The sequence below is a fragment of the Thermaerobacter subterraneus DSM 13965 genome, from assembly GCF_000183545.2.
Classification (GTDB): domain Bacteria; phylum Bacillota; class Sulfobacillia; order Thermaerobacterales; family Thermaerobacteraceae; genus Thermaerobacter; species Thermaerobacter subterraneus.
Genome location: NZ_JH976535.1, coordinates 1121507 through 1143066 on the forward strand (window position 1 = coordinate 1121507; position 21560 = coordinate 1143066).

21 protein-coding genes and 1 pseudogene are annotated in these 21560 nt (G+C 71.9%); 9 read left to right on the top strand and 13 right to left on the bottom strand.

Annotated features, from left to right (window positions below; translation table 11 throughout):
• Positions 1-155: 155 nt before the first annotated feature.
• From THESUDRAFT_RS04665 to THESUDRAFT_RS04675, 3 genes are all read right to left on the bottom strand, one after another.
• Positions 156-1172, bottom strand: a complete 1017-nt coding sequence (locus tag THESUDRAFT_RS04665) for a WD40/YVTN/BNR-like repeat-containing protein (RefSeq protein ID WP_006903584.1) — start codon at positions 1170-1172, stop codon at positions 156-158.
• Positions 1173-1286: 114 nt separating this feature from the next.
• The gene (locus THESUDRAFT_RS04670) at positions 1287-1853 is read right to left on the bottom strand and encodes a PH domain-containing protein (RefSeq protein ID WP_006903585.1); all 567 of its coding nucleotides are present in this window, start codon (positions 1851-1853) and stop codon (positions 1287-1289) included.
• Positions 1853-2584, bottom strand: coding sequence for a nucleotidyltransferase family protein (locus tag THESUDRAFT_RS04675; RefSeq protein ID WP_242823243.1), 732 nt, complete (start codon positions 2582-2584; stop codon positions 1853-1855). The genes THESUDRAFT_RS04670 and THESUDRAFT_RS04675 overlap by 1 nt, the downstream gene beginning before the upstream one ends.
• Positions 2585-3151: 567 nt before the next feature.
• Between THESUDRAFT_RS04675 and THESUDRAFT_RS04680 the strand changes: the two genes are divergently transcribed.
• From THESUDRAFT_RS04680 to THESUDRAFT_RS04705, 6 genes are all read left to right on the top strand, one after another.
• Positions 3152-3877, top strand: coding sequence for a TetR/AcrR family transcriptional regulator (locus THESUDRAFT_RS04680; protein WP_006903587.1), 726 nt, complete (start codon positions 3152-3154; stop codon positions 3875-3877).
• Between the two features lie 151 nt (positions 3878-4028).
• Entirely contained in the window at positions 4029-4457 is a 429-nt protein-coding gene (locus THESUDRAFT_RS04685) for an SCP2 sterol-binding domain-containing protein (protein ID WP_006903588.1), read from the top strand.
• Between the two features lie 98 nt (positions 4458-4555).
• The gene (locus tag THESUDRAFT_RS04690) at positions 4556-5602 is read left to right on the top strand and encodes an alcohol dehydrogenase family protein (protein WP_006903589.1); all 1047 of its coding nucleotides are present in this window, start codon (positions 4556-4558) and stop codon (positions 5600-5602) included.
• 104 nt (positions 5603-5706) lie between these two features.
• Positions 5707-6756, top strand: a complete 1050-nt coding sequence (locus THESUDRAFT_RS04695; RefSeq protein WP_006903590.1) for a R2-like ligand-binding oxidase — start codon at positions 5707-5709, stop codon at positions 6754-6756.
• On the top strand, positions 6753-8279 hold the full coding sequence (locus tag THESUDRAFT_RS04700) for an aldehyde dehydrogenase family protein (protein WP_006903591.1): 1527 nt from the start codon (positions 6753-6755) through the stop codon (positions 8277-8279). The genes THESUDRAFT_RS04695 and THESUDRAFT_RS04700 overlap by 4 nt, the downstream gene beginning before the upstream one ends.
• A gap of 46 nt (positions 8280-8325) precedes the next feature.
• Complete coding sequence (locus THESUDRAFT_RS04705) at positions 8326-9180, top strand: YhfC family glutamic-type intramembrane protease (RefSeq protein ID WP_006903592.1); 855 nt, start codon at positions 8326-8328, stop codon at positions 9178-9180.
• Between the two features lie 145 nt (positions 9181-9325).
• On the opposite strand, the gene THESUDRAFT_RS04710 is transcribed toward THESUDRAFT_RS04705, so the two are convergent.
• Positions 9326-10750, bottom strand: coding sequence for a hypothetical protein (locus THESUDRAFT_RS04710; protein WP_156821718.1), 1425 nt, complete (start codon positions 10748-10750; stop codon positions 9326-9328).
• Positions 10751-11493: 743 nt separating this feature from the next.
• Between THESUDRAFT_RS04710 and THESUDRAFT_RS04715 the strand changes: the two genes are divergently transcribed.
• Positions 11494-12186, top strand: coding sequence for a Crp/Fnr family transcriptional regulator (locus tag THESUDRAFT_RS04715; RefSeq protein ID WP_006903594.1), 693 nt, complete (start codon positions 11494-11496; stop codon positions 12184-12186).
• Positions 12187-12397: 211 nt separating this feature from the next.
• Here THESUDRAFT_RS04715 and THESUDRAFT_RS14260 read toward each other — a convergent pair whose 3' ends face one another.
• The 5 genes and pseudogenes from THESUDRAFT_RS14260 to THESUDRAFT_RS04735 form a co-directional block, all read right to left on the bottom strand.
• Positions 12398-12685: a multicopper oxidase domain-containing protein gene (locus THESUDRAFT_RS14260; protein ID WP_156821719.1), complete on the bottom strand. Its 288-nt coding sequence runs from the start codon at positions 12683-12685 to the stop codon at positions 12398-12400.
• Positions 12686-12854: 169 nt separating this feature from the next.
• Positions 12855-13514: pseudogene (locus THESUDRAFT_RS14265) on the bottom strand (multicopper oxidase domain-containing protein); the annotation flags it as partial.
• A gap of 304 nt (positions 13515-13818) precedes the next feature.
• The gene (locus THESUDRAFT_RS04725; RefSeq protein WP_006903596.1) at positions 13819-14916 is read right to left on the bottom strand and encodes a radical SAM protein; all 1098 of its coding nucleotides are present in this window, start codon (positions 14914-14916) and stop codon (positions 13819-13821) included.
• A gap of 223 nt (positions 14917-15139) precedes the next feature.
• Positions 15140-16273 carry a copper-containing nitrite reductase gene (nirK, locus tag THESUDRAFT_RS04730; protein ID WP_006903597.1) on the bottom strand — a complete coding sequence of 378 codons (1134 nt, stop codon included), beginning with the start codon at positions 16271-16273 and terminating at the stop codon, positions 15140-15142.
• A gap of 182 nt (positions 16274-16455) precedes the next feature.
• A complete protein-coding gene (locus THESUDRAFT_RS04735) occupies positions 16456-16938 on the bottom strand; it encodes a DUF4149 domain-containing protein (RefSeq protein ID WP_006903598.1) in 483 nt (160 codons plus the stop codon).
• Positions 16939-17112: 174 nt separating this feature from the next.
• On the opposite strand from THESUDRAFT_RS04735, the gene THESUDRAFT_RS14940 reads away from it, so the two are divergent.
• Both THESUDRAFT_RS14940 and THESUDRAFT_RS04745 read left to right on the top strand, forming a co-directional pair.
• Positions 17113-17856 (top strand): DUF2249 domain-containing protein, encoded by a 744-nt coding sequence (locus THESUDRAFT_RS14940; RefSeq protein WP_006903599.1) that lies wholly within the window; start codon positions 17113-17115, stop codon positions 17854-17856.
• A gap of 88 nt (positions 17857-17944) precedes the next feature.
• Positions 17945-18181, top strand: coding sequence for a ferredoxin (locus tag THESUDRAFT_RS04745; protein WP_006903600.1), 237 nt, complete (start codon positions 17945-17947; stop codon positions 18179-18181).
• Between the two features lie 284 nt (positions 18182-18465).
• Here THESUDRAFT_RS04745 and THESUDRAFT_RS04750 read toward each other — a convergent pair whose 3' ends face one another.
• From THESUDRAFT_RS04750 to THESUDRAFT_RS04765, 4 genes are all read right to left on the bottom strand, one after another.
• Complete coding sequence (locus THESUDRAFT_RS04750; protein WP_006903601.1) at positions 18466-19575, bottom strand: Mrp/NBP35 family ATP-binding protein; 1110 nt, start codon at positions 19573-19575, stop codon at positions 18466-18468.
• A 307-nt stretch (positions 19576-19882) separates the two neighbouring features.
• The gene (locus THESUDRAFT_RS04755; protein WP_006903602.1) at positions 19883-20437 is read right to left on the bottom strand and encodes a TQO small subunit DoxD; all 555 of its coding nucleotides are present in this window, start codon (positions 20435-20437) and stop codon (positions 19883-19885) included.
• A gap of 345 nt (positions 20438-20782) precedes the next feature.
• On the bottom strand, positions 20783-21271 hold the full coding sequence (locus tag THESUDRAFT_RS04760; protein WP_006903603.1) for a Fur family transcriptional regulator: 489 nt from the start codon (positions 21269-21271) through the stop codon (positions 20783-20785).
• A gap of 16 nt (positions 21272-21287) precedes the next feature.
• The gene (locus THESUDRAFT_RS04765) at positions 21288-21485 is read right to left on the bottom strand and encodes a hypothetical protein (RefSeq protein ID WP_006903604.1); all 198 of its coding nucleotides are present in this window, start codon (positions 21483-21485) and stop codon (positions 21288-21290) included.
• Positions 21486-21560 lie beyond the last annotated feature (75 nt).

Below are 21560 nucleotides of genomic sequence, written 5' to 3' on the forward strand. Positions count from 1 at the left end.
GTCGTGGATGTTCCGCAACGGGCCCGGCCCCTGCAGGCCCGGCGGTAGGGGGGCGCGGGGACGGAGCGGGCGGAGCCGGTTCCACCGCCGGTGGGGGCTCCGCCCGCTGGGGGGCCTGGGAAGGAGGAGGCGGGAACCAGGCGGCAGATGGCGGGTCAAGATGAACCCGGTGCCGGCGGCGCTTCGACGGTGACGTTGACCGTCTCCCAGGTGACGCCGCCGTCTTGCGTCCGGGCCAGGCGCCAACCGTCGTCGCCCTGCACGAAGAGAAGGCTCCAGCCCAGTTCCGCCGTGACAAAGTCCAGCTCGATAAAGGCCCGCACGCCGGACGGCCCCTGGCTCACCTTTTGCCAGGACCTCCCGCCGTCCTGCGTATGCCATACTTCGCCATACCGGGTGGTTCCAAACCAGCCCGTCTTCGGGTCAAGGAAGAACAGGTCGCCCACGTAGCCACCCGTGGGAAGGCCGCCCGGCACCTCCTCGCCATCGCGCTGGACCGCCGCGATTCGTTCCCACGTACGGGCAGCGTCCGCCGTTCGCAGCAGTACCTTGGTTTCGCCACCCATTCCTTCATCGCTCCCACAAATGAACCAGCCGTCATGGGAACTGATGAAGGAGGCCGCCCAAGCTGCCGGATTCTCGACCGAAGTGCACGGGTTTGTCTTCGGCTCCCAACGGTTGCCTCCGTCGGTCGTGTGGTACAACCGGAACCGGTCGTCTGTGGCCCAGGCGACTCCCTCGTCAACGAGGTCGACGAATCCCGGCGAGAACGGCGTCTGGACCTTGGTCCACGACGCTCCCGAATCGGTCGTCGACCAGATGCCGTCTCGGGCCGTTGCCCAGCCCACGCTGGCCGAGGCGAAATCGATGCCGGCGATCGGCTCGTCGAATTCGTGGATCACGTGCCAGGACATCCCGCCGTCTTCCGTCCGGGCCAGCCGGCCATCCTCGCCGAGGACATAACCCGTGTCCGGATCTACGAAGTCGACATCCACGGGCGCCAGCGGCACCTGCTCCAGCTGCTGCAGTTGCCCCTGACTGCCTTCACCTGCCGGTGGACGGTCTCCCTCGTGCGGCTGGCTGCCGCGTCCTGGGGTGCAACCCGTCAGCAGCAACAGGATCAGGATGCCGACCCCGATGCTTTGCGGGGGGTGCCGCCGGCTCCTGGGCATCGGCCGCCGCCCTTTCTGTGAAACAGGAGCACATCGTCCCGATTCGGCTAGGGCCAGGATTCGGTGTGCTGGAAATTGATCCTGCTGGTGGCGTCTGGGTCTTTAACGTTGTTGCTAACCGCGCCCACCCTTACGGCGGCGGCGCACCTCTTTGAGGACCCAGCGGGGAGCGTCCAGGGGTACCCCGTGTTCCTCCACAAGCGCCAGCGCCTCCACGGGGTCCTGCGGTGTCACGATCACCGCGCCCCGGTGCAGGTGCAGGCGGACGGCGGGACCCCGGTCGGTGCTCCCCAGCAGCAGCTGGCGGCCCAGGCCGCTGAGGTAGAACCAGCCCACCGCGTACCCCGGCGCATAGGTGGCCAGCAGGCGGATGCCCCCGGCCAGTTCCAGATACTCAGCCCGCTGGATGGCGGCGTACGGGATCACGCGGCGTCCGACCAGGGTTTGGACGATCAGCCGGTCGGGTCCGGCCAGATAGGCCAGCCGGGCCCGGGCCAGGTAGCCCAGGAAGACCAGGGCCGGTCCGAAGGCAAAGAGCCAGGGGACGCGGGTGCCCCAGGCCGCCAGGCCGAAGAGGAGCAGGATGAGGGCGGTCCAAAGGCTCTCGTCCCGAGCCGGGACCAAGGGCAGCGCCCGCCAGGCGGGGGGCTGGGACGGTGCAGACCGGCGGGGTGGCGACATCACGGCTGTTCCTCCTTCTCAAGCAGCCGGCAGGCGGCCAGGTAGTCTTCCCAGGTGTCCACGTCGAGGGTGACCTCCGGTCCCGGTGCCGGCCAGCCGAGCACGCGGTCCCGGTACCGCTGAAGCAGCGGCCGGGCCCCTTCGTCGCCCGCCAGCGTCAAGACCTCGGCGAACAGGGGCCGGCCGAGGACCACGGGGTGCCCCGGCCGGCCCTGCCAGACGGGGCGGGCGGCAACGGGAGCCCTGCTCGGCCAGAAGGTCGCCGGCGAGGTCGAACCGGCGGCCGCCTGCTTCACCGCCCGGTCGAAAGCCCCGGCCAGGCCGGCCAGCGCCCTGGGGGTGATGAAGGGCTGATCGGCCAGGACGATCATGGCGGCCGCCAGGGCGGGTTCGACCTGAAGGAGGCAGCGCAAGCCGAGCCGCAGCGACCGGGCCTGGCCCTGCTCGGGCCAGGGATTCACCACCGGGTGCAGGCAGGGGTGGGGGGGCCGGGGGATGCCGGCCGCGGCCACGGCGGGGTGCAGGACGGCTACCACCGGACCTGCCGTGGCGGCCAGTGCCGCGTCGATCACCCGCTGGGCGAGGGATCGATCGCCTAGGGGCAGGAGCTGCTTGAGCCGGCCCATGCGGGTCGCCTGACCGGCCGCCAGCACGATGATCCCGATCCGGGAGAATGCCGGGGACGTCATGCCGCCGCCCCGAGCCGTGGCCTGGATTTCCAGCACATCCACCCCCCGAATGAGGGCCGGGCTTTTGGCTGGGCCGGTTGCTCGCCCTAGGGGCCGCCCGGCATTCGCCCTGTTGGCCGCCAGGCAGGGACTTCAGCCTGGAGGGACCGGGCTCCGGCTGGGACCCGCCCTTCCCCCTGGGATCGGCGCAGGACGCCGCACCGGCCCGTCGAGATCTGCCGTCGCTATTGTCCACCCTGGGCGGAGCGCTGTCACCGGGTCGCTGGCGGCCGGCGGGGCGCCCTGGGTACGCCGGTACGTCCCCGGAGAAGGAACCGGCGGGGCCGGCCGCCAGCACGGGCCCCCGCCCCCACCGGCGACGGCACGCTGCCCGCTGAAGCCTCCGTTGCCTACCGGCGGGCCCCGGTTGCGGAGCCGGCCAGGGCAGTTCAGGGCAGGATTCCGGCCCGGGATCCGGAAGGAACTGGCGGGGGTACGACGAAAAAACTCAATGTGCCCTTAGCTTTAATAAACGTTCAGTAATTCGGCCCGTCATCCGGCGAGCAATCCGGCCGCCGCCCGGTGCGGTGGACCGGCCGGTGAGGTGAACCGGCGGTTGGGGGGACGGCGTTGGCGCAGGGAAAGATCCTCGCACCACAGCAGGAGACCATCCTCCAGCAGGCGGCCAGCCTGTTTGCCCGTCAGGGCTACCCCGCGACCACAATGCGGGATCTGGCGGCGGCGCTGGGGGTCACCCCGGCCGCCCTCTATTACCACTTCAGCAACAAGGACCAGCTGCTGCTCGAGGTGATGTTGCACGGGATCCAGGTGGTCCACCGCCGGGTGGAGGCGGCGATGGCGGCGGCCCGTCCCGGGGTGGCCGAGCGGGTCTGGGCCGGGCTGCGGACCCACCTGCTGGCATGCCTGGAGCACCAGGACTTCGTCGCCGTGATCCTGCAGGAGAGCCGCTACCTGAGCCCGGAGGCGGCCGGACAGGTGGTGGCCGCCCGGGATGCCTACGAGGCGCTGTGGGCTCGTACATTGGAGGAAGGCGCTGCGGCAGGGCTTTTCCAGGCGGACGTCGACCTGCGGCTTCTCCGCCTCTTCGGCTTCGGGGCCATGAACTGGGTCACGGTGTGGTACCGGCCGGACGGTCCCCAGAGCCCGGAGGCCATCGCCGACGCTTTCCTGCTGTACATCGCAAAGGGGGTGTTACGGCCGGAAGTGGCCGGAGCGCTCGTCGCCCAGGTGGCGGCCACGGCCGGCTGCCCGCCGCGGCCGGGTTCGTCCGGTCGCAAGGCAGGGGCGGCCGGTGCCCGTGACGGGGGCCCCACGGCCGCCAGGGGACGGCCGTAGGGGGATCCGGCCGGCCGGCGGGAGAGCGAGGAAAGAGAGCCGGCAGGCCGGTGGCATGCCGGCACCGGTGCGGCAGGTTCCATTCCCGTGATCCGCTGGCTGATCTGTGCACTTCAATTCCGAACCGCGCGTTTTCGGGAGGGGATGACCGGTGGCGTACCAGGCGTTCTCTGAGGAGTGGGCCAAGGCTTACAAGGAGCAGATCAACGCGAACCCCAACTATCGCGAGGCGGCCCGGACCTGGGAGTGGCCCCTGGCCTTCGTCCTGGAGGCGGACCCGTCCCTGGGCATCGAGGAGGAACGGGCCATCATCCTGGACCTCTACCAGGGCGAGTGCCGGGATGCCCGCATCGGCGGCAAGGATGACCTGGAGAACGTACCCTACGTCATCAGTGCCGACGCCTACACCTGGAAGCAGGTGATGGAAGGCCAGCTGGACCCGCTGGCGGCCATGATGCGGGGCAAGCTCAAGATCCTCAAGGGCGACATGGGGGTGCTGTCGGGCTACGTCATCGCCGCCAAAGAGCTGGTGACCTCCGCCCAGCGGGTGGAGACGGAGTTCCCCGAAGGGGTGGCATGACGGCCCCTCGGCGGCCCCATGGCGACCCCATGGTGGCTCCGAGACGGTCCCGTGACGACCCCGGCGGTGCGGCCGGAGCGAGGGAGGGGTGGCCTGACATGAAGGCCGTCACCTACTGCGGCGTGGGCCAGGTGGCCATCGAAGACGTCCCCGAGCCCAAGATCCAGCAGTCCGGTGACGCCATCGTCCGCGTCACCCGCTGCGCCATCTGCGGCTCGGATCTGCACATCTACCACGGTCACATCCCCGGCATGGTGCCGGGGTCCGTCTGCGGCCACGAGTTCACCGGCGTGGTGGAGGAGGTGGGACCCGGCGTCCAGGCCTTCCGCAAGGGCGACCGCGTGGTGGGCACCTTCCACACCGCCTGCGGTCACTGCCCCATGTGCCGGAAAGGCGCCTACAACCAGTGCCGGGAATACGGGGTGTTCGGTTACGGGGTGGCCTTCGGCAACCTGCCCGGATCCCAGGCCGAGTTCATCCGGGTGCCTTACGCCGACGTCAACCTGCGGGCCATTCCCCGGGAGCTCAGCGACGAGAAGGCCCTCTTCTGCGGGGACATCCTCACCACCGCCTACGGCGCGGTCCGCAACGCGCAGCTGCAGCCGGGAGAGACGGTGGCGGTGATCGGCTGCGGGCCCGTGGGCCTGATGGCGATCCAGAGCGCCCTTGCCCAGGGAGCGGCGCGGGTCCTGGCCATCGACCTGCTGCGCGACCGGGTGGAACTGGCCGAGCGGCTGGGGGCGGTGCCCATCGTCGCCAGCGAGACGAACCCCGTGGCCCAGGTCAACAAGCTGACGGGAGGCCTGGGGGCCGACGTGGTGATCGAGGCGGTGGGCGGGCCGAAGACCGTCGCCCTGGCCTTCGAGCTGGTGCGGGGCGGTGGGCGCATCTCGGCGGTGGGGGTCACCACGGCCGAGAGCTTCCCCTTCCCCCTGGCCACCAGCCTGACCCGGGACATCAGCTTCCGCATCGGCCTGGCCAACATCCACCGGGACATCGACGCCACCCTGGCCCTGGTGGCAGGGGGCCGGATCGACCCTGAAGTGATCATCAGCCACCGCTTGCCTCTGACGGAGGCCGTCGAAGGCTACCGCCTCTTCGACAGCCGGGAGGCGACGAAGGTGGTGCTGATCCCCGGCGAGTGACGGCGGCGGGCTGGCCGGCAGGATGGGTCCCTGGGGGGTGGAGCCATCGCCGGCGATCCCGGGAGGATCGCGGGGCCAGATCGCCAGAAAGGGCGGGGATGCACATGGCCGGTGCAGTGACGCCCGGTGCAGGGGCCGCGCCGGAGCCGGGCCGGGGGCGCCCGGCGGTGGCGGCAGCGCGGCACGACGCCTTCACCACCACCAGCAGCCGCGGGCTGAACCACGACCTGCCGCCGATGCGGCTCTACCACAAGGCCAAGAAGTTCGGCACGTGGGATCCGCGGGCCATCGACCTCAGCCAGGACCGGGAGGACTGGAACCTGCTCAACGACGCCCAGAAGGACGCTCTGCTACGGCTGGTGTCGCTGTTCGCAGCTGGTGAAGAGTCCGTCACCCTGGACCTCCTGCCCCTCATCATGGTGATCGCCCGGGAGGGCCGCCTGGAGGAGGAGATGTTCCTCACCACCTTCCTCTGGGAGGAGGCGAAGCATACCGAGTTCATGCGCCGCTTCCTCGACGAGGTGGCCGGGGTCTCGGGGGCCGACCTGCACCATTACCACACCCCCAGCTACCGCAAGATCTTCTACGAGGAACTGCCCCGGGCGATGAACCGGCTGCTGGAAGACCCCTCGCCGGCCGCCCAGGCGGAGGCCTCGGTGACCTACAACCTGATCGTCGAGGGGGTGCTGGCCGAGACAGGCTACTACGCCTTCTACCGCACCCTCCAGCGGCAGGGGGTCATGCCGGGCTTCATCCAGGGCATCCGCAACTTCCAGCGGGACGAATCCCGGCACCTGGCCTACGGGGTCTTCCTGCTGCAGCGCCTGGTGGCGGCCGACGACGCCATCTGGCAGGTCATCGACCGGCGGCTGAATGACCTGCTCCCCTACGCCCTGGGCGTGACCCACGAGATCTACGCGGCCTACGGTGACCAGCACCCCTTCGAGGTGGACCAGAAGGAGTTCATCGACTACGCCATCAAGCAGTTCAGCCTCCGGGCCCAGCGTATCGAGCAGGCCCGGGGCAAGTCCCTGGCCGAGGTCTACCGGCTGGCCGCCGACCACGTGGAAGAGGCCACCGGCGCCGCGGAAGAACCGGCTGCCGGGGCGGGCCCGGGCGGCCTGGCGGCCGGCGGAGGAGGGTCCGGCGCATGAGTTCGCGGGAGGGGCCGGGTTCGTCCCGGTCGCAGACCCTGGAGCTTCCCTTCGTGGCCCCAGCCCTGCGGCAGTGGCTGAGCTCGCCCAAGCAGCTTTTCATCGGCGGCCGGTGGCAGGAGCCCCGGTCGGGCCGCTACCTGGTGGTGACCGACCCCTCTACGGGCGAGCCGCTGGCCGAGGTGGCCGAGGCGGGGGAGGAGGACGTGGACCTGGCCGTCCAGGCGGCCCGGCGGGCCCTGGAGGGCACCTGGGCGAAGCTGCCCCCGGCGGAGCGCGGGCGGCTGCTCTGGAAGCTGGCCGACCTCCTGGAGGAGAACGCCCAGGAGCTGGCCCAACTGGAGTCCCTCAACACCGGCAAGCCGGTGACGGAGACCAGCATGGCGGACATCCCCCTGGCCGTCGAACACTTCCGCTACTTCGCCGGCTGGGCCACCAAGTGGACGGGGGAGACGCTGCCCGTGTCCTTCCCCGGGGAGTACCTGGCCTACACGCGGCGGGAACCGGTGGGTGTGGTGGGGGCCATCGTGCCCTGGAACTTCCCCCTGATGATCGCCTCCTGGAAGCTGGCACCGGCCCTGGCCACGGGGAACACGGTGGTGCTCAAGCCCAGCGAGCTGACGCCGCTGACGGCTCTGCGGCTGGCGGAGCTGGTGCGCCAGGCCGGCTTCCCCCCGGGGACGGTGAACGTGCTGCCAGGATATGGCGAACCGGCGGGACGGGCCCTGGTCGAGCACCCCGGCGTCGACAAGATCTCCTTCACCGGTTCCCCGGGGGTCGGCCGCAAGATCATGACGGCGGCGGCCCGGGACTTCAAGCGGGTGACCCTGGAGCTGGGCGGCAAGTCGCCCAACATCGTCTTTCCCGACGCGGACCTGGACAGCGCCGTGGCCGGGGCGATGATGGGGATCTTCTTCAACCAGGGTGAGGTCTGCTGCGCCGGCTCCCGCCTGTTCGTCCACAAGGAGCAGTTCGACCGGGTGGTGGACTCCATTGCCGAGCGGGCGGGCCGGCTGCGCCAGGGGCCGGGGATCCACCCCATGACCCAGATGGGACCCCTGATCAGCCAAACCCACATGGAGCGGGTGCTGGGCTACATCGAAAAGGGTCGCGCCGAAGGGGCCGAGCTGCTGGTGGGCGGGGAGCCCAACCCCGAGGCGGGAACGGGCTATTTCGTCAAACCCACGGTGTTCCTGGGCCGGGACGACATGACCATCGCCCGGGAGGAGATCTTCGGGCCGGTCCTGACGGTGCTGCCCTTCGAGATCCTGGACGAGGTGGTGCGGCGGGCCAACGACACCCCCTACGGGCTGGCGGCGGGGATCTGGACGCGGGACGTGGCCAAGGCCATCAAGGTGGCCCACCGCCTCAAGGCGGGGACGGTGTGGATCAACGGCTACAACCTGCTGGATGCCACCAGCCCCTGGGGCGGGTTCAAGCAGAGCGGGATCGGGCGCGAGATGGGGCGCTATGCCCTCGAGCACTACACCGAGGTGAAGAGCGTCTGGATCAATCTGGGTTGAACCGGCAAAGCGCCGGGCGCGGGTGGGGTCCTTGGGGGGAGACGGAGTGGGGGATCCGTTGCGGTCCATCGCCGTGACCTACATGATGGCCGGGGCGGGAGCCATCGTGCTGCCCGCCCTCGTTTTCGCCGCGGGGTATCGCCGGTGGGGGTGGCGGGCCCGGGTGGCACTGGTGGGGGCGGCCACCTTCCTCGTCTTTCAGGGCCTTCTGCGGCTGCCGTGGCAGCCGGCCTTCAGCGCCTGGGCCACCGCCCGCTGGGGCGTGGCGGCCGCGGGGCTTCTGGCGTCGTTGACGGCGGCCCTGTGGGAGGAGACGGGGCGCTATGTGGCGTACCGGGCGGCCGTCCGGCGCCCCCGGCTGGCCGATGCCGCCGCCATGGGGGTCGGGCACGGCGGCTTCGAGTCGGCGGTGCTGGTGGGGCTCTCCTTGCTCGGCACGGGGATCGCCTTGCTGGCCCTGCCGCTGCTGGGGGCGGGCGGGAGCGGTCCCGGCCCCGGGGGTGGGACCGCCCCGGGGCCGGGATGGCCAGCCCTGCCCGCCGAGGCAGGGCCGGCACTGGACCAGTTGCGGCAGGCCGCCCTGGAGGGCGGGGTGCTGGCTCCCGTCCTCGCCCTGGTCGAACGGGCCGCCGCCCTGACCCTGCACGTGGGTCTCAGCATCCTGGTGGCGGCGGCATGGGTCCAGCGGCGTGCCGTGTTGTGGCTGGCGGCGGTGGTGATCCACTTCGCGGCCAATGCGGCGGCCGTGGCCCTGGCCCAGATGGGCTACGCCGTGGCGGCGGAGGGGGTCGTGCTCGTTATGGCGGGCCTGACCCTCTACACCGGCCTGCGCTGGGGGCCGCTGCTGGATGCGGCGGCGGGGTGGGACGGCCCGACGGGGGAGCGGCCGGCGGCACCGTAGAGCAGGGGCTCCAACGCCGTGCCGCCGACCCCGTGACTGCCCCGTGGCGCCGGCTACCGTACGGGGCGCGGGCTCGGTCCCGAGATCCGCACGGCCGCCCGCTGCGTTGAACGGGCGAGAGGGGGCGCGGGCCGGGCAACCATCCCTAAGACGGGTGCGGTTTCCGGCGTCCCTTGCCCATGTCGTGGTGCCCGTCGCGGGCGGCCCCCGGAGCCTGCCAGCTGGCCCGCAGCACCAGGACCAGCGCGATCACCGCGCCCAGGCCGGCCGCGCCGGCCGCGGCCATGACCGGCGTGCCCCAGGGGACGGCCCGTCCCGTCAGGGTCTGGCCAAGGCCGGGCAGAACCCGGAACAGGGCGGCCAGCGCCGCCAGGGCCACGGCCAGGGCGACCCCCCCGCGGCTCCGCAGGCGTCCCCCGCCGAAACCCGGCAGCATGGTGGGGGCAACACCCATGATGAGCAGGGTCATGAAGCCGGCGCCCACGGCATGGAGCGCCGCGTCGGCGGGCGGGATGCTGGCGGCCACCTGCACGCCCAGCGTTCCCAGGCCCCGGAGCCCCAGCAGGAGTGCCGCCACCAGGGCCCAGACGTAGGCCAGCACGGCGGCCACTCCGGCGGGATCGCGCCACCAGCGATAGCCCCCTTTATCGCCGGGGAACACCAGCCGGGGCTCGAAGACGCGCACCCCGATGGTGCCGAGGACCAGGGCTGCACCCCAGGCCAGGTCGGCGGCTGCCGACACCCCGGGCGAGGCGGGCCGGCCGGTGAGGAGGGCGCCCGTTCCCGCTGCCGCATCCAGCAGCAGCGCCACCCCGAAGGCGCCGGCCGCCGCTGCCAGCCACCCGGGTCGTGCCGGGCGAATCCGGAAGAACAGGCTGAACACCCGGGCGGACATGGCCACTGAGATGGCGCCGATGAAGCCGAACAGGAGGAGCCGCAGGGCGGCCGCATCCACCGGCCCCGGTAGGGTGGCCGACACGGCGGCGGGGAGGCTGGCGGGAGCCGCCGCTCCCGAACCAGAGGCCGCGTTGAAGCCCGCGGCCGCCCGCAGCGCCGCGGTGGCTGCGCTGAAGGCGCCTAGGGTCCACAACAGGAGGCCGGCCAGCAGGCTGGCGCCGGCCAGGACGAACAGGGGGGCCACCTGGGCAAAGGCCTTCTTCTGGCCCAGGGGCGGGCCCTGGCGCAACGAACGGGCCAGCAGCCCGGCCAGCAACCCCGCCGCCACCGCCTCAAGGGCGGCACCGGCGGCCAGGATGCAGAGGCCCGCTGCCCGCGCGGCGGGTGCCGCCGCCAGGGCGGCCAGGACCTGGCCGCCCACCCTCAAGGCCAGACCGGCGGCCAGGAGCATGAACCCCAGGGGCACGCGCCGCGGGTCGCTCAACGTGCTGCCTCGCAGCCGGGGCAGGAACTGCAGCGCCACCCCCAGGATCAGCGCACCGCCCCAACCCAGCAGCTGGGCGTGGCCGTGGGCCTGGGCCAGGGCCGGGTAGGCGGAAGCCCAGCTCCATCCCTGCCAGGCAGCAGCCGCCAGCACGCCCCCCAGCAGGAAGCCCGGAACCAGGGCGGCCACCACCGCCAGGTCGAAAAAGGGAAGCCAGGGCCAGTGCCGGTTCGCCCGGTGCCGGGAGGCCGGCGCGCTGGGGCGCCGGCTCCGGGGGGCCGCACCCCTGGGGCCCGCCGCCCGCTCTCCCGGAGCCGCCGCTGTCGGGGCCGCCCGCGGCTCCTCCGGCGCCGCCGCCTGCCGGGGCGGGCCGCCGCCCGCGACGACTGAGGTAAGGGAGCCTGTTCCGGCGGCTCCCCCTGCCGTTTCTCCCCCGGCGGGGCGGGGACCAGGTTCGGATGGGCGGGGGCGGGGTGCGGGTTCGTCCACGGGATGGGCAAGGGGCCGCGCCGGCTCAAGGGTGTGCCCTGCGGTCCCGCCCTGGGGAGCCTGGGGTTCACGGGTCATGCTGGCCACCTCTCTCGGTACCTTGTCCATTCATCCTGCGCCTTCCACGCCGCGTGCCACCGGCCCCGCGTGCCGGTTTCCATATGCTGCTTCGCCCTGATCATACCCCACAGCCTGCCCGCCCCGCAGTGCGCTGGGTCACAGGGGGGCGCCGGCAACGGCATCGGGGCGGCGCAACCCAGCCCTGACGCGGCATCGCCACGCGGCGGCCCCGCGAGGGCGCGGCACCTGGATGGCACGGCCCCCGCCAGGGCGCCGCACGGGACAGCGGAGGCGCCGGCGCGGCAACGCGGCCCCGGCCCCGCCGGCAGGAATGGGCTGTGCGGGAGAAAACCTATGCTGGGGAAGACCCGGGGAGGATCGTCATGGACCCCATGGACCAGCCCGTACCGCCCTCCCGGCGGGGGGCCTTCGACACCCGGGAGGCGGTGGTGGCCGCTCTGCGCCGCATCCACCCCTTCGACCAGGTGCCCGCCGAGCTGGTGGCCCGGGTGGCCGAGCAGGTGCGCTGGCGACCGTGCCACGCCGGCGACGTGCTGTTTCGCGAGGGCGAGCCGGTCAAGGCCGTGTTCCTCCTGCGCCAGGGGCGCGTCAAGATCGTGGCCGTCGACGACGAGGGCCGCGAGTACATCATGCATCTTCTGGGACCGGGTGATCTCTTCCCCGCCGTGGGGCTTTTCACCGGCGGCGGTTACCCCGCCACCGCCGAGGTGATCCAGGACGGCGTGGTGGGGACGGTAACCCGGGAGGCCATCCTCGACCTGGTGCGCCGGCACGGGGATCTGGCCATGGCCTTGCTGATGGCCCAGGAAGAACGCATCCGCTACCTGCAGGATCGCATCCGCAGCCTGGTCTGGCGCGACCTGCGCACCCGGGTCCTTGAGGTCCTGGTCAAGCACATGGGCGACCAGCTCACGCACCAGGAGATCGCGGCCCTGGTGGGGGCCGCCCGGGAGAGCGTCAGCCGGGTGATCAGCGAGTTCAAGCGCCAGGGACTGGTGACCCGGGACCCCAGCGGCCGCTGGCGCGTGCGATCCCGAGGGGGCGAGGGTCGGTAGCGGCCGTTACGCGCGGCAGGCCCTGCCCCACGCCGGCGGCGATCCCGCCGCCGGCCGGCCCATCGGGCCGCAGCGGGGCAGTATGGCCAGAACGGGGGAGCAACGGCCGCCAGGCCGCCACTCCCCCGCAGATCACCCGTGCCCTGCCTGGACCCTTCCGGTCGTTGGCTCCGGCCGTTTGCACCCGCCGGGACTTCCGGAACGGCGATCCCTACTCCTCCACCTGGAGCACCTGGATCAGGCCCATCATGTTGCCCTGGGCGTCTTCCACGTGGGAGATGATGTGGCAGTGCCAGACCCACGTGCCCGGACGGTCGAAGTGGACCAGGACGTCATAGGTGTCGCCCGGCATCATGTCCAGGGTGTTGGCCTTCATGGGTTGGGGCAGGGGCTGGCCGTCCTTGGCGATGATGGTGAAGTCCGCACCGTGCAGGTGCATGGGGTGGACCTGGTCGCCGATGTTGATCAACCGGACGCGGGCCGTCTCGCCCACCTTCATCTTGATGGGCGCGCGCCGTGTGGGGGAAGGACTTGCCGTTGATCACGTAGCCCAGCTGGCCGTCGGAGATCATCAGGCTGTAGTCGGCGTCATACTTCCACGGTTCGGGGTCCTTGGGCTCGACGATGAAGGTGCCGTAGAGCCCCATGCCCTTTTGCTTCATCGTGTTGTGATGGGTGTGGTACATGTGGGTTCCCGCCGGCTGGGCCACGAACTCGTAGACGAACTGGCCTCCGGGCGGGATGGGATCCTGGGTCACCATGGGCACGCCGTCCATCTTGTTGGGTACGGCCAGCCCGTGCCAGTGGACCACGGTGGGCTCGGGCAGCTGGTTCTTCACGATGATGCGGACCCGGTCGCCCTCCTTGACCCGGATCTGGGGGCCGGGCACCGTGCCGTTGAAGGTCCAGGCCTCATATTCCTTGTCGCCCACGGACCACTTGACGGGCAGCGCCGTCAGTTCGAAGACCTTGACGCCATTCTCCACGCGGTACCGGGCCAGCTGCTGCCCCTCGGGCAGCGCCTTCTGGCCCTCCGAGCCCGTGCCCGCGGGGTAGATGGTGTAATCCGCAGCCGCTTCGCCGCCTGGCTGGCCATCGTGGCCCGTCCCGGCAGCGCCGGTGGTGTCCCCGGCGGACGAACCGGCCCCTGCCGGGGTCCCGTCGTTGCCCGAGCCCGAGGCGCCGGCCATGGGGTAGACGGCCCAGAGCACAAGGCCCAGCACCACCACACCCGCCAGCATCCACCAGCGCCGGCGGGCCGTCGCCTTGCCCCGGTGCCCGCCCGTGCCGCCTGCACCACCCTGGCGGTCCATTGCGCCCGTTCCCATCACTGCCGCACCTCCTGCGACGTCGGCTGGATCAGCGTCCGCAAGGCCATGGTGGCAGGCGATCCTGAGGGGTACCTAAGGCAAACCTGAGGAGCACCTGAGGAATGGGTGGCCCGGCCGCAAATGCGAACCGGCGCCAAATGCAAGCCGCCGCTAAATACGGGCCGCCGCCGGGAAAGACCGGCGGCGGTTGCGAGGACGCATGTGCCCGAACCGCGCGGGCGCCGGGGAACGCAGCCGGAAGCGGGCCGCCGGGCCCAGCCGGGCAACCCCGGCCGCTGGGAGGCGGCGGGGCCGCCCGGCCTCAGGCGCCTTCCCCGGCGAACACCAGCTCCGCCACCGCCGCGGTCCCGGTGCCGGGATCGTAGGCACAGGTGGGCTCTTCCGCCAGCGGATCGCCCGTCAAGGCGTAAGCGCGGGCCCGGGACCCGCCGCACAGCTGGCGGAAGGGACAGCGGCCGCACTTCCCCTTCAGCTGGGCGGGGTCGCGGAGGGAGCGGAAGAGCGGGCTGTCCCGGTAGATGCGCGCCAGGGAGCTGGTCCGTATGTTGCCCGCCGCCAGGGGCAAGAAGCCGCTGGGGAAGACGGCACCCGTGTGGGAAACGAAGCAGAACCCCTTGCCGTCGCCGATGGCCGGGCGCGGCGGCCGGCCGCGTTCGACCAGCACGCGGCGGTATGCCGGCGCCTCCGTGGTCTTGATGGCGAAGGGGACCTTGCCTTCCAGGTCCGCCAGCCAGCGGTACACCGCCTCGTGCTCGGCGGCGTCGAGGGGCTCCAAGGTCGCGCCCCGGCCCGTGGGCACCAGGAAGAACACGCTCCACCGGCCGGCGCCCAGCTCGGCCACCAGGCGGGCGATCCGGTCCAGTCGCCGCCAGTTGAGCCGGGTCACCGTGGTGTTGATCTGCAGGCGGAGCCCGGCCTCCCGCACCGCCCGCGCCGCCTCCAGGGTGCGGGCAAAGGATCCCGACCAGCCGCGGAAGGCATCATGAAGGGCGGCCTCGTCCCCGTCCAGGCTGAGAGCGATGGCTTCGGCGCCGGCTTCGGCCATGGCCCGGATGCGCTCGGCGGTCAAAAGGGGCGTGGCGCTGGGGGTCACCGAGGGATGCAGGCCCCGGTGCGCCGCGTGGCGGATCAGGACGTTCAGGTCCGGGCGCTTGAGCGGGTCGCCCCCGGTGAAGACGAAAAGGCGCGTCCCCATCTCCGCCGCCTCGTCGATCAGCCGGCGCGCCTCGTCCGTGGCCAGTTCGAGAGGGTGGCGGTGAGGCTGGGCCGACGCGCGGCAGTGACGGCAGACCAGATCGCACGCCTGGGTGGTCTCCCAGATGAGGATGACGGGAGCGCGGTCGAAGTCGATGGGTGGGCGGGCGCGGGCGACATCCGGGGGTTTCGGCAGGTGGTTCACGACCAGCACCTCCGTTTGGCGAAGGATCTCCGCGGGCTCCGCGGGTTCCGCCGGCCGGCTCGGTCCGACGGGCTGCCGCCGTCCATCGTGCCCCCGTCCATCGGGCTGCCCGGCGCGGATGGGGCGCGGCACCGGCCCCAGCGAAAGGGCGATCCGGCGGCGGGGCCGCCGGATCGCCGCGGCTGGTTCGCCCGCCCGGTCAGGGCCGGCGGCGGGACCGGGATCAGTGCCCCTCCGCCGTCATCTCGGGCGCGTCGAAGACCTCGGGGTTCGGATCGCCCTCCACCACGATCTGGGCCAGGGCGCCCTTGTCGATGGACCGGCTGATGGAGTGGTCCACCAGGGTGTAGGTGCCCGGGACGTCGACGGTGAACTCGACCCAGGCCGCGCCGCCCGCGGGGATCAGCGTGGTCTGCACGTTGTGCACCGCTTCCGTGGCCCCCTGGTCGTGGACGGCGTCGAAGACCTCTCCGATCACGTGGAAGCTGGAGATCAGGTTCGGGCCGCCGTTGCCGACGAAGATCCGGATCCGGTCGCCCACCTTGGCCTTCAGCGCCCGCTCGCCCGTCCAGTAGGCGCTGGCGCCGTTGAAGACCACGTAGTTGGGCTCCTCGTCCAGCAGGGCCTCATAGTCGTATCCGGCATGGCCCTTCTCGCCGTGCTTCAGGTCGGTGTAGATCTCGCCCTGGACGATATAGAACTCCTTGTCGACGGGCGGCAGGCCGCCTTCCGGCTCCACCAGGATCAGGCCGTACATCCCGTTGGCGATGTGGGTCGGGATGTGGGGCGACGCGCAGTGGTAGATGTACAGGCCCGGGTTGAGCGCCTTCCAGGTGAAGACCTTTTCCTCACCGGGCTTGACCTGGGTCGCCACCGCGCCGCCGCCCGGCCCGTTCACGGCGTGCAGGTCGATGGAGTGGATCTGGCCGCTTTGGGGCGAGTTCTTCAGGTGCAGCTCCACCGTGTCGCCGACCCGCACCCGCAGCATGGGCCCGGGCACCTGGCCGTTGAAGGTCCAGTAGGTGTACGTGGTGCCGTCGGCCAGCTGGCCGTCCAGTTCCACCGCCTCCAGGTCGATGCGTACCGTCTTGGGCGGCCGCTTGCCCACCGGTTCCGGGACGGCCGTCGGATCGGCGGCCACCACCTTGGCGTCGGCACGGGCCGGTTCGACCTGCTGGGCCTGCTCCGTACCCGGACCGGACGAACCCACCTGCCCCTTGTTGCTGTCGCCGGCGGTGCTGCTGCCGCAGGCCGTCACCGCCACCATGCTGAGACCCAGAAGCAGCGCCAGCCATCCGCGAGTACGCCGCCTGTTCTGTGCCGCGCGGCCCTGGGGACCACTCGTTGGACGTGCCATCGGAGACCCTCCCCTTTCGGAAGTTGCGCACCGCTCTGCCCTCGCCGGCATCCCCGCCGCTGGTGCGCTCCGCTCCTTGGTGATCCCGGAGCGCGCTGCGGTGCTCACTTCCGATGCTGGGGGAGGATCCTGAGTCTGCGCTGAGGCGGGTGTGAACGCCGCCTGAGGATTGGTGCTCGCCGTCAGCGAACCAGCTGCACCGCCAGGAACACCACGACGAGCGCCAGCAGCGCCGTCAGGCGCGCCAGGTGCCCCGAACGGCGCCGCAGGGTGGTGGCATCCGCTCCGCTCCGGGCGGCTCGCTCGGCGGCCGGTCCGGCCACGAAGTCGTGGAGGGCCGTCAGCAGCATCATGACGAACACGGCCAGCAGCTTCGCCCCCATCACCCGCCCCCAGCGGCTGTCGAAGAAGGTGCCGTCCAGGACGCTGGCCAGCGTGGCGCCGCGGGCGGCCATCTGGATTGCGCCCGTCACCACGAGGATCCCCAGGGCGGTCCAGCCCACGTTCCGGAACCGGCGCCCCACGTCGGTGAAAAGGCGCGCCCGGACGTCTTCGGGATAACGCCGTGAGGCCGGCACCACCACGAGGCTGAGGAACAGGATGCCGCCCACCCAGACCATGGCGGCAAGGATGTGGATGTAGACGATCAGCTCGTACCCGGTCATCGGCGGCCTCCTCCTTGCCCAGGCTGTCTCCGCCGGCGGCGGCCGTCACCGATGTAACGGTACCATGCCGGTCCGGTGGGGCTGTGACTGCTATCACAGCCTCGGCCGGCGCACCGGCGATACGCTGGCATCGACCCGCAGGCGCAGGGTCGCACTGCGAAGGAGGGGGTCGACGTGACCACGCGCAACGAAACGGTGGCGGCGCGGATCCGCGCCCACCACGACGCCATGGCCCGGGAGCTGGACGGGCGGCTGGACGCCCTGGTGGCGGCCGTCCGCCGGGGTGAGCCGTACCGTCCGGCCCTGGAGAACGTGCTGCAGTACGTCCGCCAGGAGATCCTGCCCCACGCTGCAGCCGAGGAGGAAACCCTCTACGCCGCCGCGTCCCGGCGAGAGGCGGGGCGCGCCCTGGTGAAGGGGCTGACGGCCGAGCACGGGACGATCCAGGAGACCCTGCGGCGGCTGGAGGGGGCCGGGGACGCCCTGGAGGCCGTCGCCCTGGCGTCCGCGCTGACGGCTCTCTTCATCAGCCACGCCGCGGAGGAGAACGACGCCCTGCTTCCCGTCTTGATGGAAGAACCGGCAGCGGACCTGGAGGCCCTGCTGGAAGGCATGCACGAGCGGCTGGCGGGTGCAGCCCCGGAGGCCGGCGGGGAGGCGGGTCCCACCGGAGGCGCGGCTGGCGAGGAGGACGGTACGCCGGAGCTCGACGTTCGCGCCCTTCCACCCTTCCAACGCCACCAGCTGATCTTTGCCACCTACGAGGCCATGCGGCCGGGCCAGGCCTTCATCCTGGTCAACGATCACGATCCCAAGCCGCTGTACTACCAGTTCGCTGCGGAGCATCCGGGTGCGTTCGAGTGGGAATACCTTGAGCAAGGTCCCGAAGCCTGGCGCGTGCGCATCGGCAAGGTGTGACCTGCCCGCGGCAGGTGCCGGCGGGGCGTGACCGGCGTCACGGCGACCGGCGCCGGCCGGTTCTACCGTCAAGGTGGAGGTGAGACCCGTGATCTACGTGATCTGCGAGCCCTGCATCGGGGTGAAGGACAAGTCCTGCCAGGAAGTCTGTCCCGTCGACTGCATCTACGAGGGCGACGACCAGTTGTACATCAACCCTGAAGAGTGCATCGGCTGCAGCGCGTGCGCGGCCGTTTGCCCCGTGGAAGCCATCTACGACGAGGACGAGGTCCCCGAGCAGTGGAAGAGCTACATCGAGAAGAACCGCAAGTTCTTTGAGCAGTGACGGCCACCGTGGGGAGAGCAGGGGCGGGCGGTGTCACGGCTGAGGGCTGCGCCGGGTGCCGGTGGGTGCCCGGCGCTTGATGCTTGAGTCGAACCGGCCCGTGGTGCGCGCCCCGGGCTGAGCGCAGCCCATGGCACGCACCTCCGGCCGGGGCCCGCGAGCCGGCCGCCTGCGGTCAGGCGGCCGGCCCACGGGGGAGGACCGGCGCCGGGGGGATGACCGGCGCCGCCCAGCGCGAGGGCGGCCCGGGAGGAACACCGGCCGCCCCGTGCGGGCGGCGGCCGTCAGCGGACCCCGTCGGCCCCGGCCGGCTGCGGGACGCCCACCCCCAGGCGCTCGGCGACCCGGGTGGCCAGCTCGGCAAAGGCGGCGCCGGCGCCGGATTCCGGGGGAAAGAGGCCGTCCCGGCGCAGTCCGGGCGGCGGGGGTTCCATGGGGATCCGGGCCAGGACCTCCGTACCAAGGGCCGCCGCCACGGCATCCCCGCCGCCGCGTCCCAAGAGGTATTCCCGCTGCCCGCAGCCGCTGCACTGGCGGTAGGCCATGTTCTCCACCACGCCCATCACCCGGTGACCCATCTTCTGGGCCATGGACCCCGCCCGCTCGGCCACCCGGGCGGCGAAGGGGTCCGGGGTGGTCACGATCAGCACGTCCATGGGCGGGAACTGCTGCTGCACGTCCAGCGCCATGTCGCCCGTGCCCGGGGGGAGGTCCAGCACCACCACGTCCGGGTGGTTCCACACGGTGTCGAACAGGAACTGGCGGAGAGCCTTGCCCAGCATGGGCCCGCGCCACACCACCGGGCGGTTGTTCTGGACGAAGAAGTCCATCGACATGACGTCGACGCCGTGGCCGTGACCGGGAATGACCTTGCGGTCGTCGTCCAGGGCCGGCGCCCTTTCCAGGCCGATCAGGGCGGGGACGCTGAACCCGTAGATGTCGCAATCGAGGACGGCCACCTTCAGGCCGCGCCGCGCCAGGGCCACCGCCAGGTTGACGGTGACGCTGGATTTGCCCACGCCGCCCTTGCCGCTGGCCACGGCCACGACGCGAGCGCCCTGGAGGCCCTCGGGCAGTTTCCGGGCCGGGGCGTCGCCACCCCCCGGGGCGGGCGCGGCGCCGGGCACCGTCACCCCCCGGGCGCGGGGGCGCGGCCGCGGGACGATGCGCACCGACGCGACCCCCGGCATCGCCAGCACCGCCTGCCGCAGGCGCTCCTGGGCGTCGGCCGGCGGCGAGCCGCCGTCCCAGTTCTCATCGATCAGGATCGCCACGTGGGCTCGCTCGCCGTGCATCTCCACCAGCACGTCCTGGATGCGGCCGTCGGCCAGCGGATTGCTGCCGTCGGCCAGTCGCACCCGGACCAGCTGCTGCAACACGTCGCGCTTGTTCATGGGCCGGCTTCCTCCTGTTGTCAGGCCGTTGGCTGTGCCGGTTCCAGCGTACCGCGCGAGCCGGGCGCGGTCGGTGATGGGGGTCACAGGGGAAGCCGCTGAAGAGGTGGGGGGTGCCGGAGACGCGGTTCTCCCAGGCAGGGTGCCGGCGCGGCCGCGACAGGCGGCGCTGGCGGTGATCGCTAAGCCCGGCCCTGCCCTTTGGGGCGATTGGGGCCCCGTCCCGGTTGGTGACCGGGTCACCTGGCCGGGAGGGGCCCTGCCGGTCCCTGACCACCCGCTTTCGCCACCAGGGTGATGGTGGCTCCTACCGCCGGAAGGCGCGCCCAGGCTCCCACGGCGTGCCCAGCAGGGGCAGGAGCCAGCGATCCAGCCCGATCCAACCCGCCACCCGCCAGGCGAGCACCAGCGCGGTGGCGACGGCGAACATCACCGGATTGGCGCTGGACGTGCCCGCCAGCATGAAGCTGAAGTTCATGAAGCTTCCGAAGAAGGCCGCGATCCCGGTGAGCATGCCGGCCAGCAGGGCGATGCCCACCAGCAGCTCCCCGTAAGCGACCAGCTTGGCCCACGTGGCGGCGTTGGGGAGCACCACGTCGCGCAGGAAACGGGCGTACCAGCCCGTCACTTCGGGATGTGGCCCCTCCGCGCGCTGCAATGCGCCCTGGATGAAGCCTTGCAGGGCCGCGCCGGCCTGCGGGCCGGTCCACGCCGGGTCCCCCACCTTGCCAAGGGCGGCCTGGAGCCACTGCCACCCGAGCCAGAGGCGCGGCAACAACCATACCCACCCAGCCCGTGGATTGGCCAGGAGCCAGCGTACGGGCGCCGGCTCGTGGATTTCCGGGAAGACGTCGCGGGCCACGGTCCCCCTCCTGTCCCTTCCGCCCCGGCGTTCTACGTTACTGTGCGCCACGGCTGCCCGTGGTACTCCCGCCGCCGGTCACCGGGGGCACGTGGGTTGACATTCCATGGCCCCATGATGCAGGACGAGGGGGAGAAAAGCAACGGAAAAAGGAGTACGCAGGCACCGGACGACGCCTGCCGGCGCAGAAGACCCCATCTTCCCGGCCACCCGTCACCACCGGGCCGGCGGACCGGGCGGGGTCCGGGGAGCGGCGGCGGGGGCCGCGGACGGGAGCCGGCGGCACAGGCCTTCCGCCGGCACCGACCGGTTCGGCGCAGGGCCCTCCACCGGGTGCGCCGGGGATCAACCGCCGCGAGCTTCTGGGGAACCGGCGGCAGCCCGGGGGACGGGCCACCCTTGACGGCAGTGGCGGCACAGGCCTTCGAGGACCAGTTCCTGGCCGGTAATCAAAAAGCCCGTCTGTTCCCGCACCTGGCGGACGATCTCGTCCAGCTCGGGCAGCGCCACGTCCTGCAACCGGTGGCAGCGCACACAGGCCAGGTGCGCGTGGGGTGCCGGATCCCCGTCGTAGCGGTCGGGCTCGCCCGGCATGGCCACCCGCCGGGCAAGCCCCGCCTCGACCAGCACGGCCAACACCCGGCGCGTGGTGGCGGGGCTCAGGGTCGGCAGGGACGGCCGGAGGGTTTCGTACACCTCGTCCGCAGTCGGATGGACCCCCGCCCTGGCCGCGCGCAGCAGGGCTTCGTAGACCGCCACCCGCTGGATCGTCGGGCGCTGGCCGGCCCGGCGCAGGTGGCGGGCCAGCTGCTGCCACGCTCGTTGTCGGGCCATGCAGGTTCCTCCCATCTCAATGGCCGGCGTGACGGGGGTGGGTCGCACCGGTCAGGGCGTGGAGCAGGCCGTTGAGGCGCTGCGCTTCCCGGGGGAAGTCGTGGCGCAGCAGGGACCAGGCCTGGGCTGCCATCATGCAGGCCCGCTCCGGTTCCCCGGCGGCGTCCAGCTCGCGCAAGGCCTGGACGAACAGGCGAACCAGGGGCGGGACCACCGGAGCCTCCCGGGAGGGCAGGGCCGGGCCGGTTGGCGCCCGCCCGCTACCCGCTTCAACCGCTGGAGCAGCCGG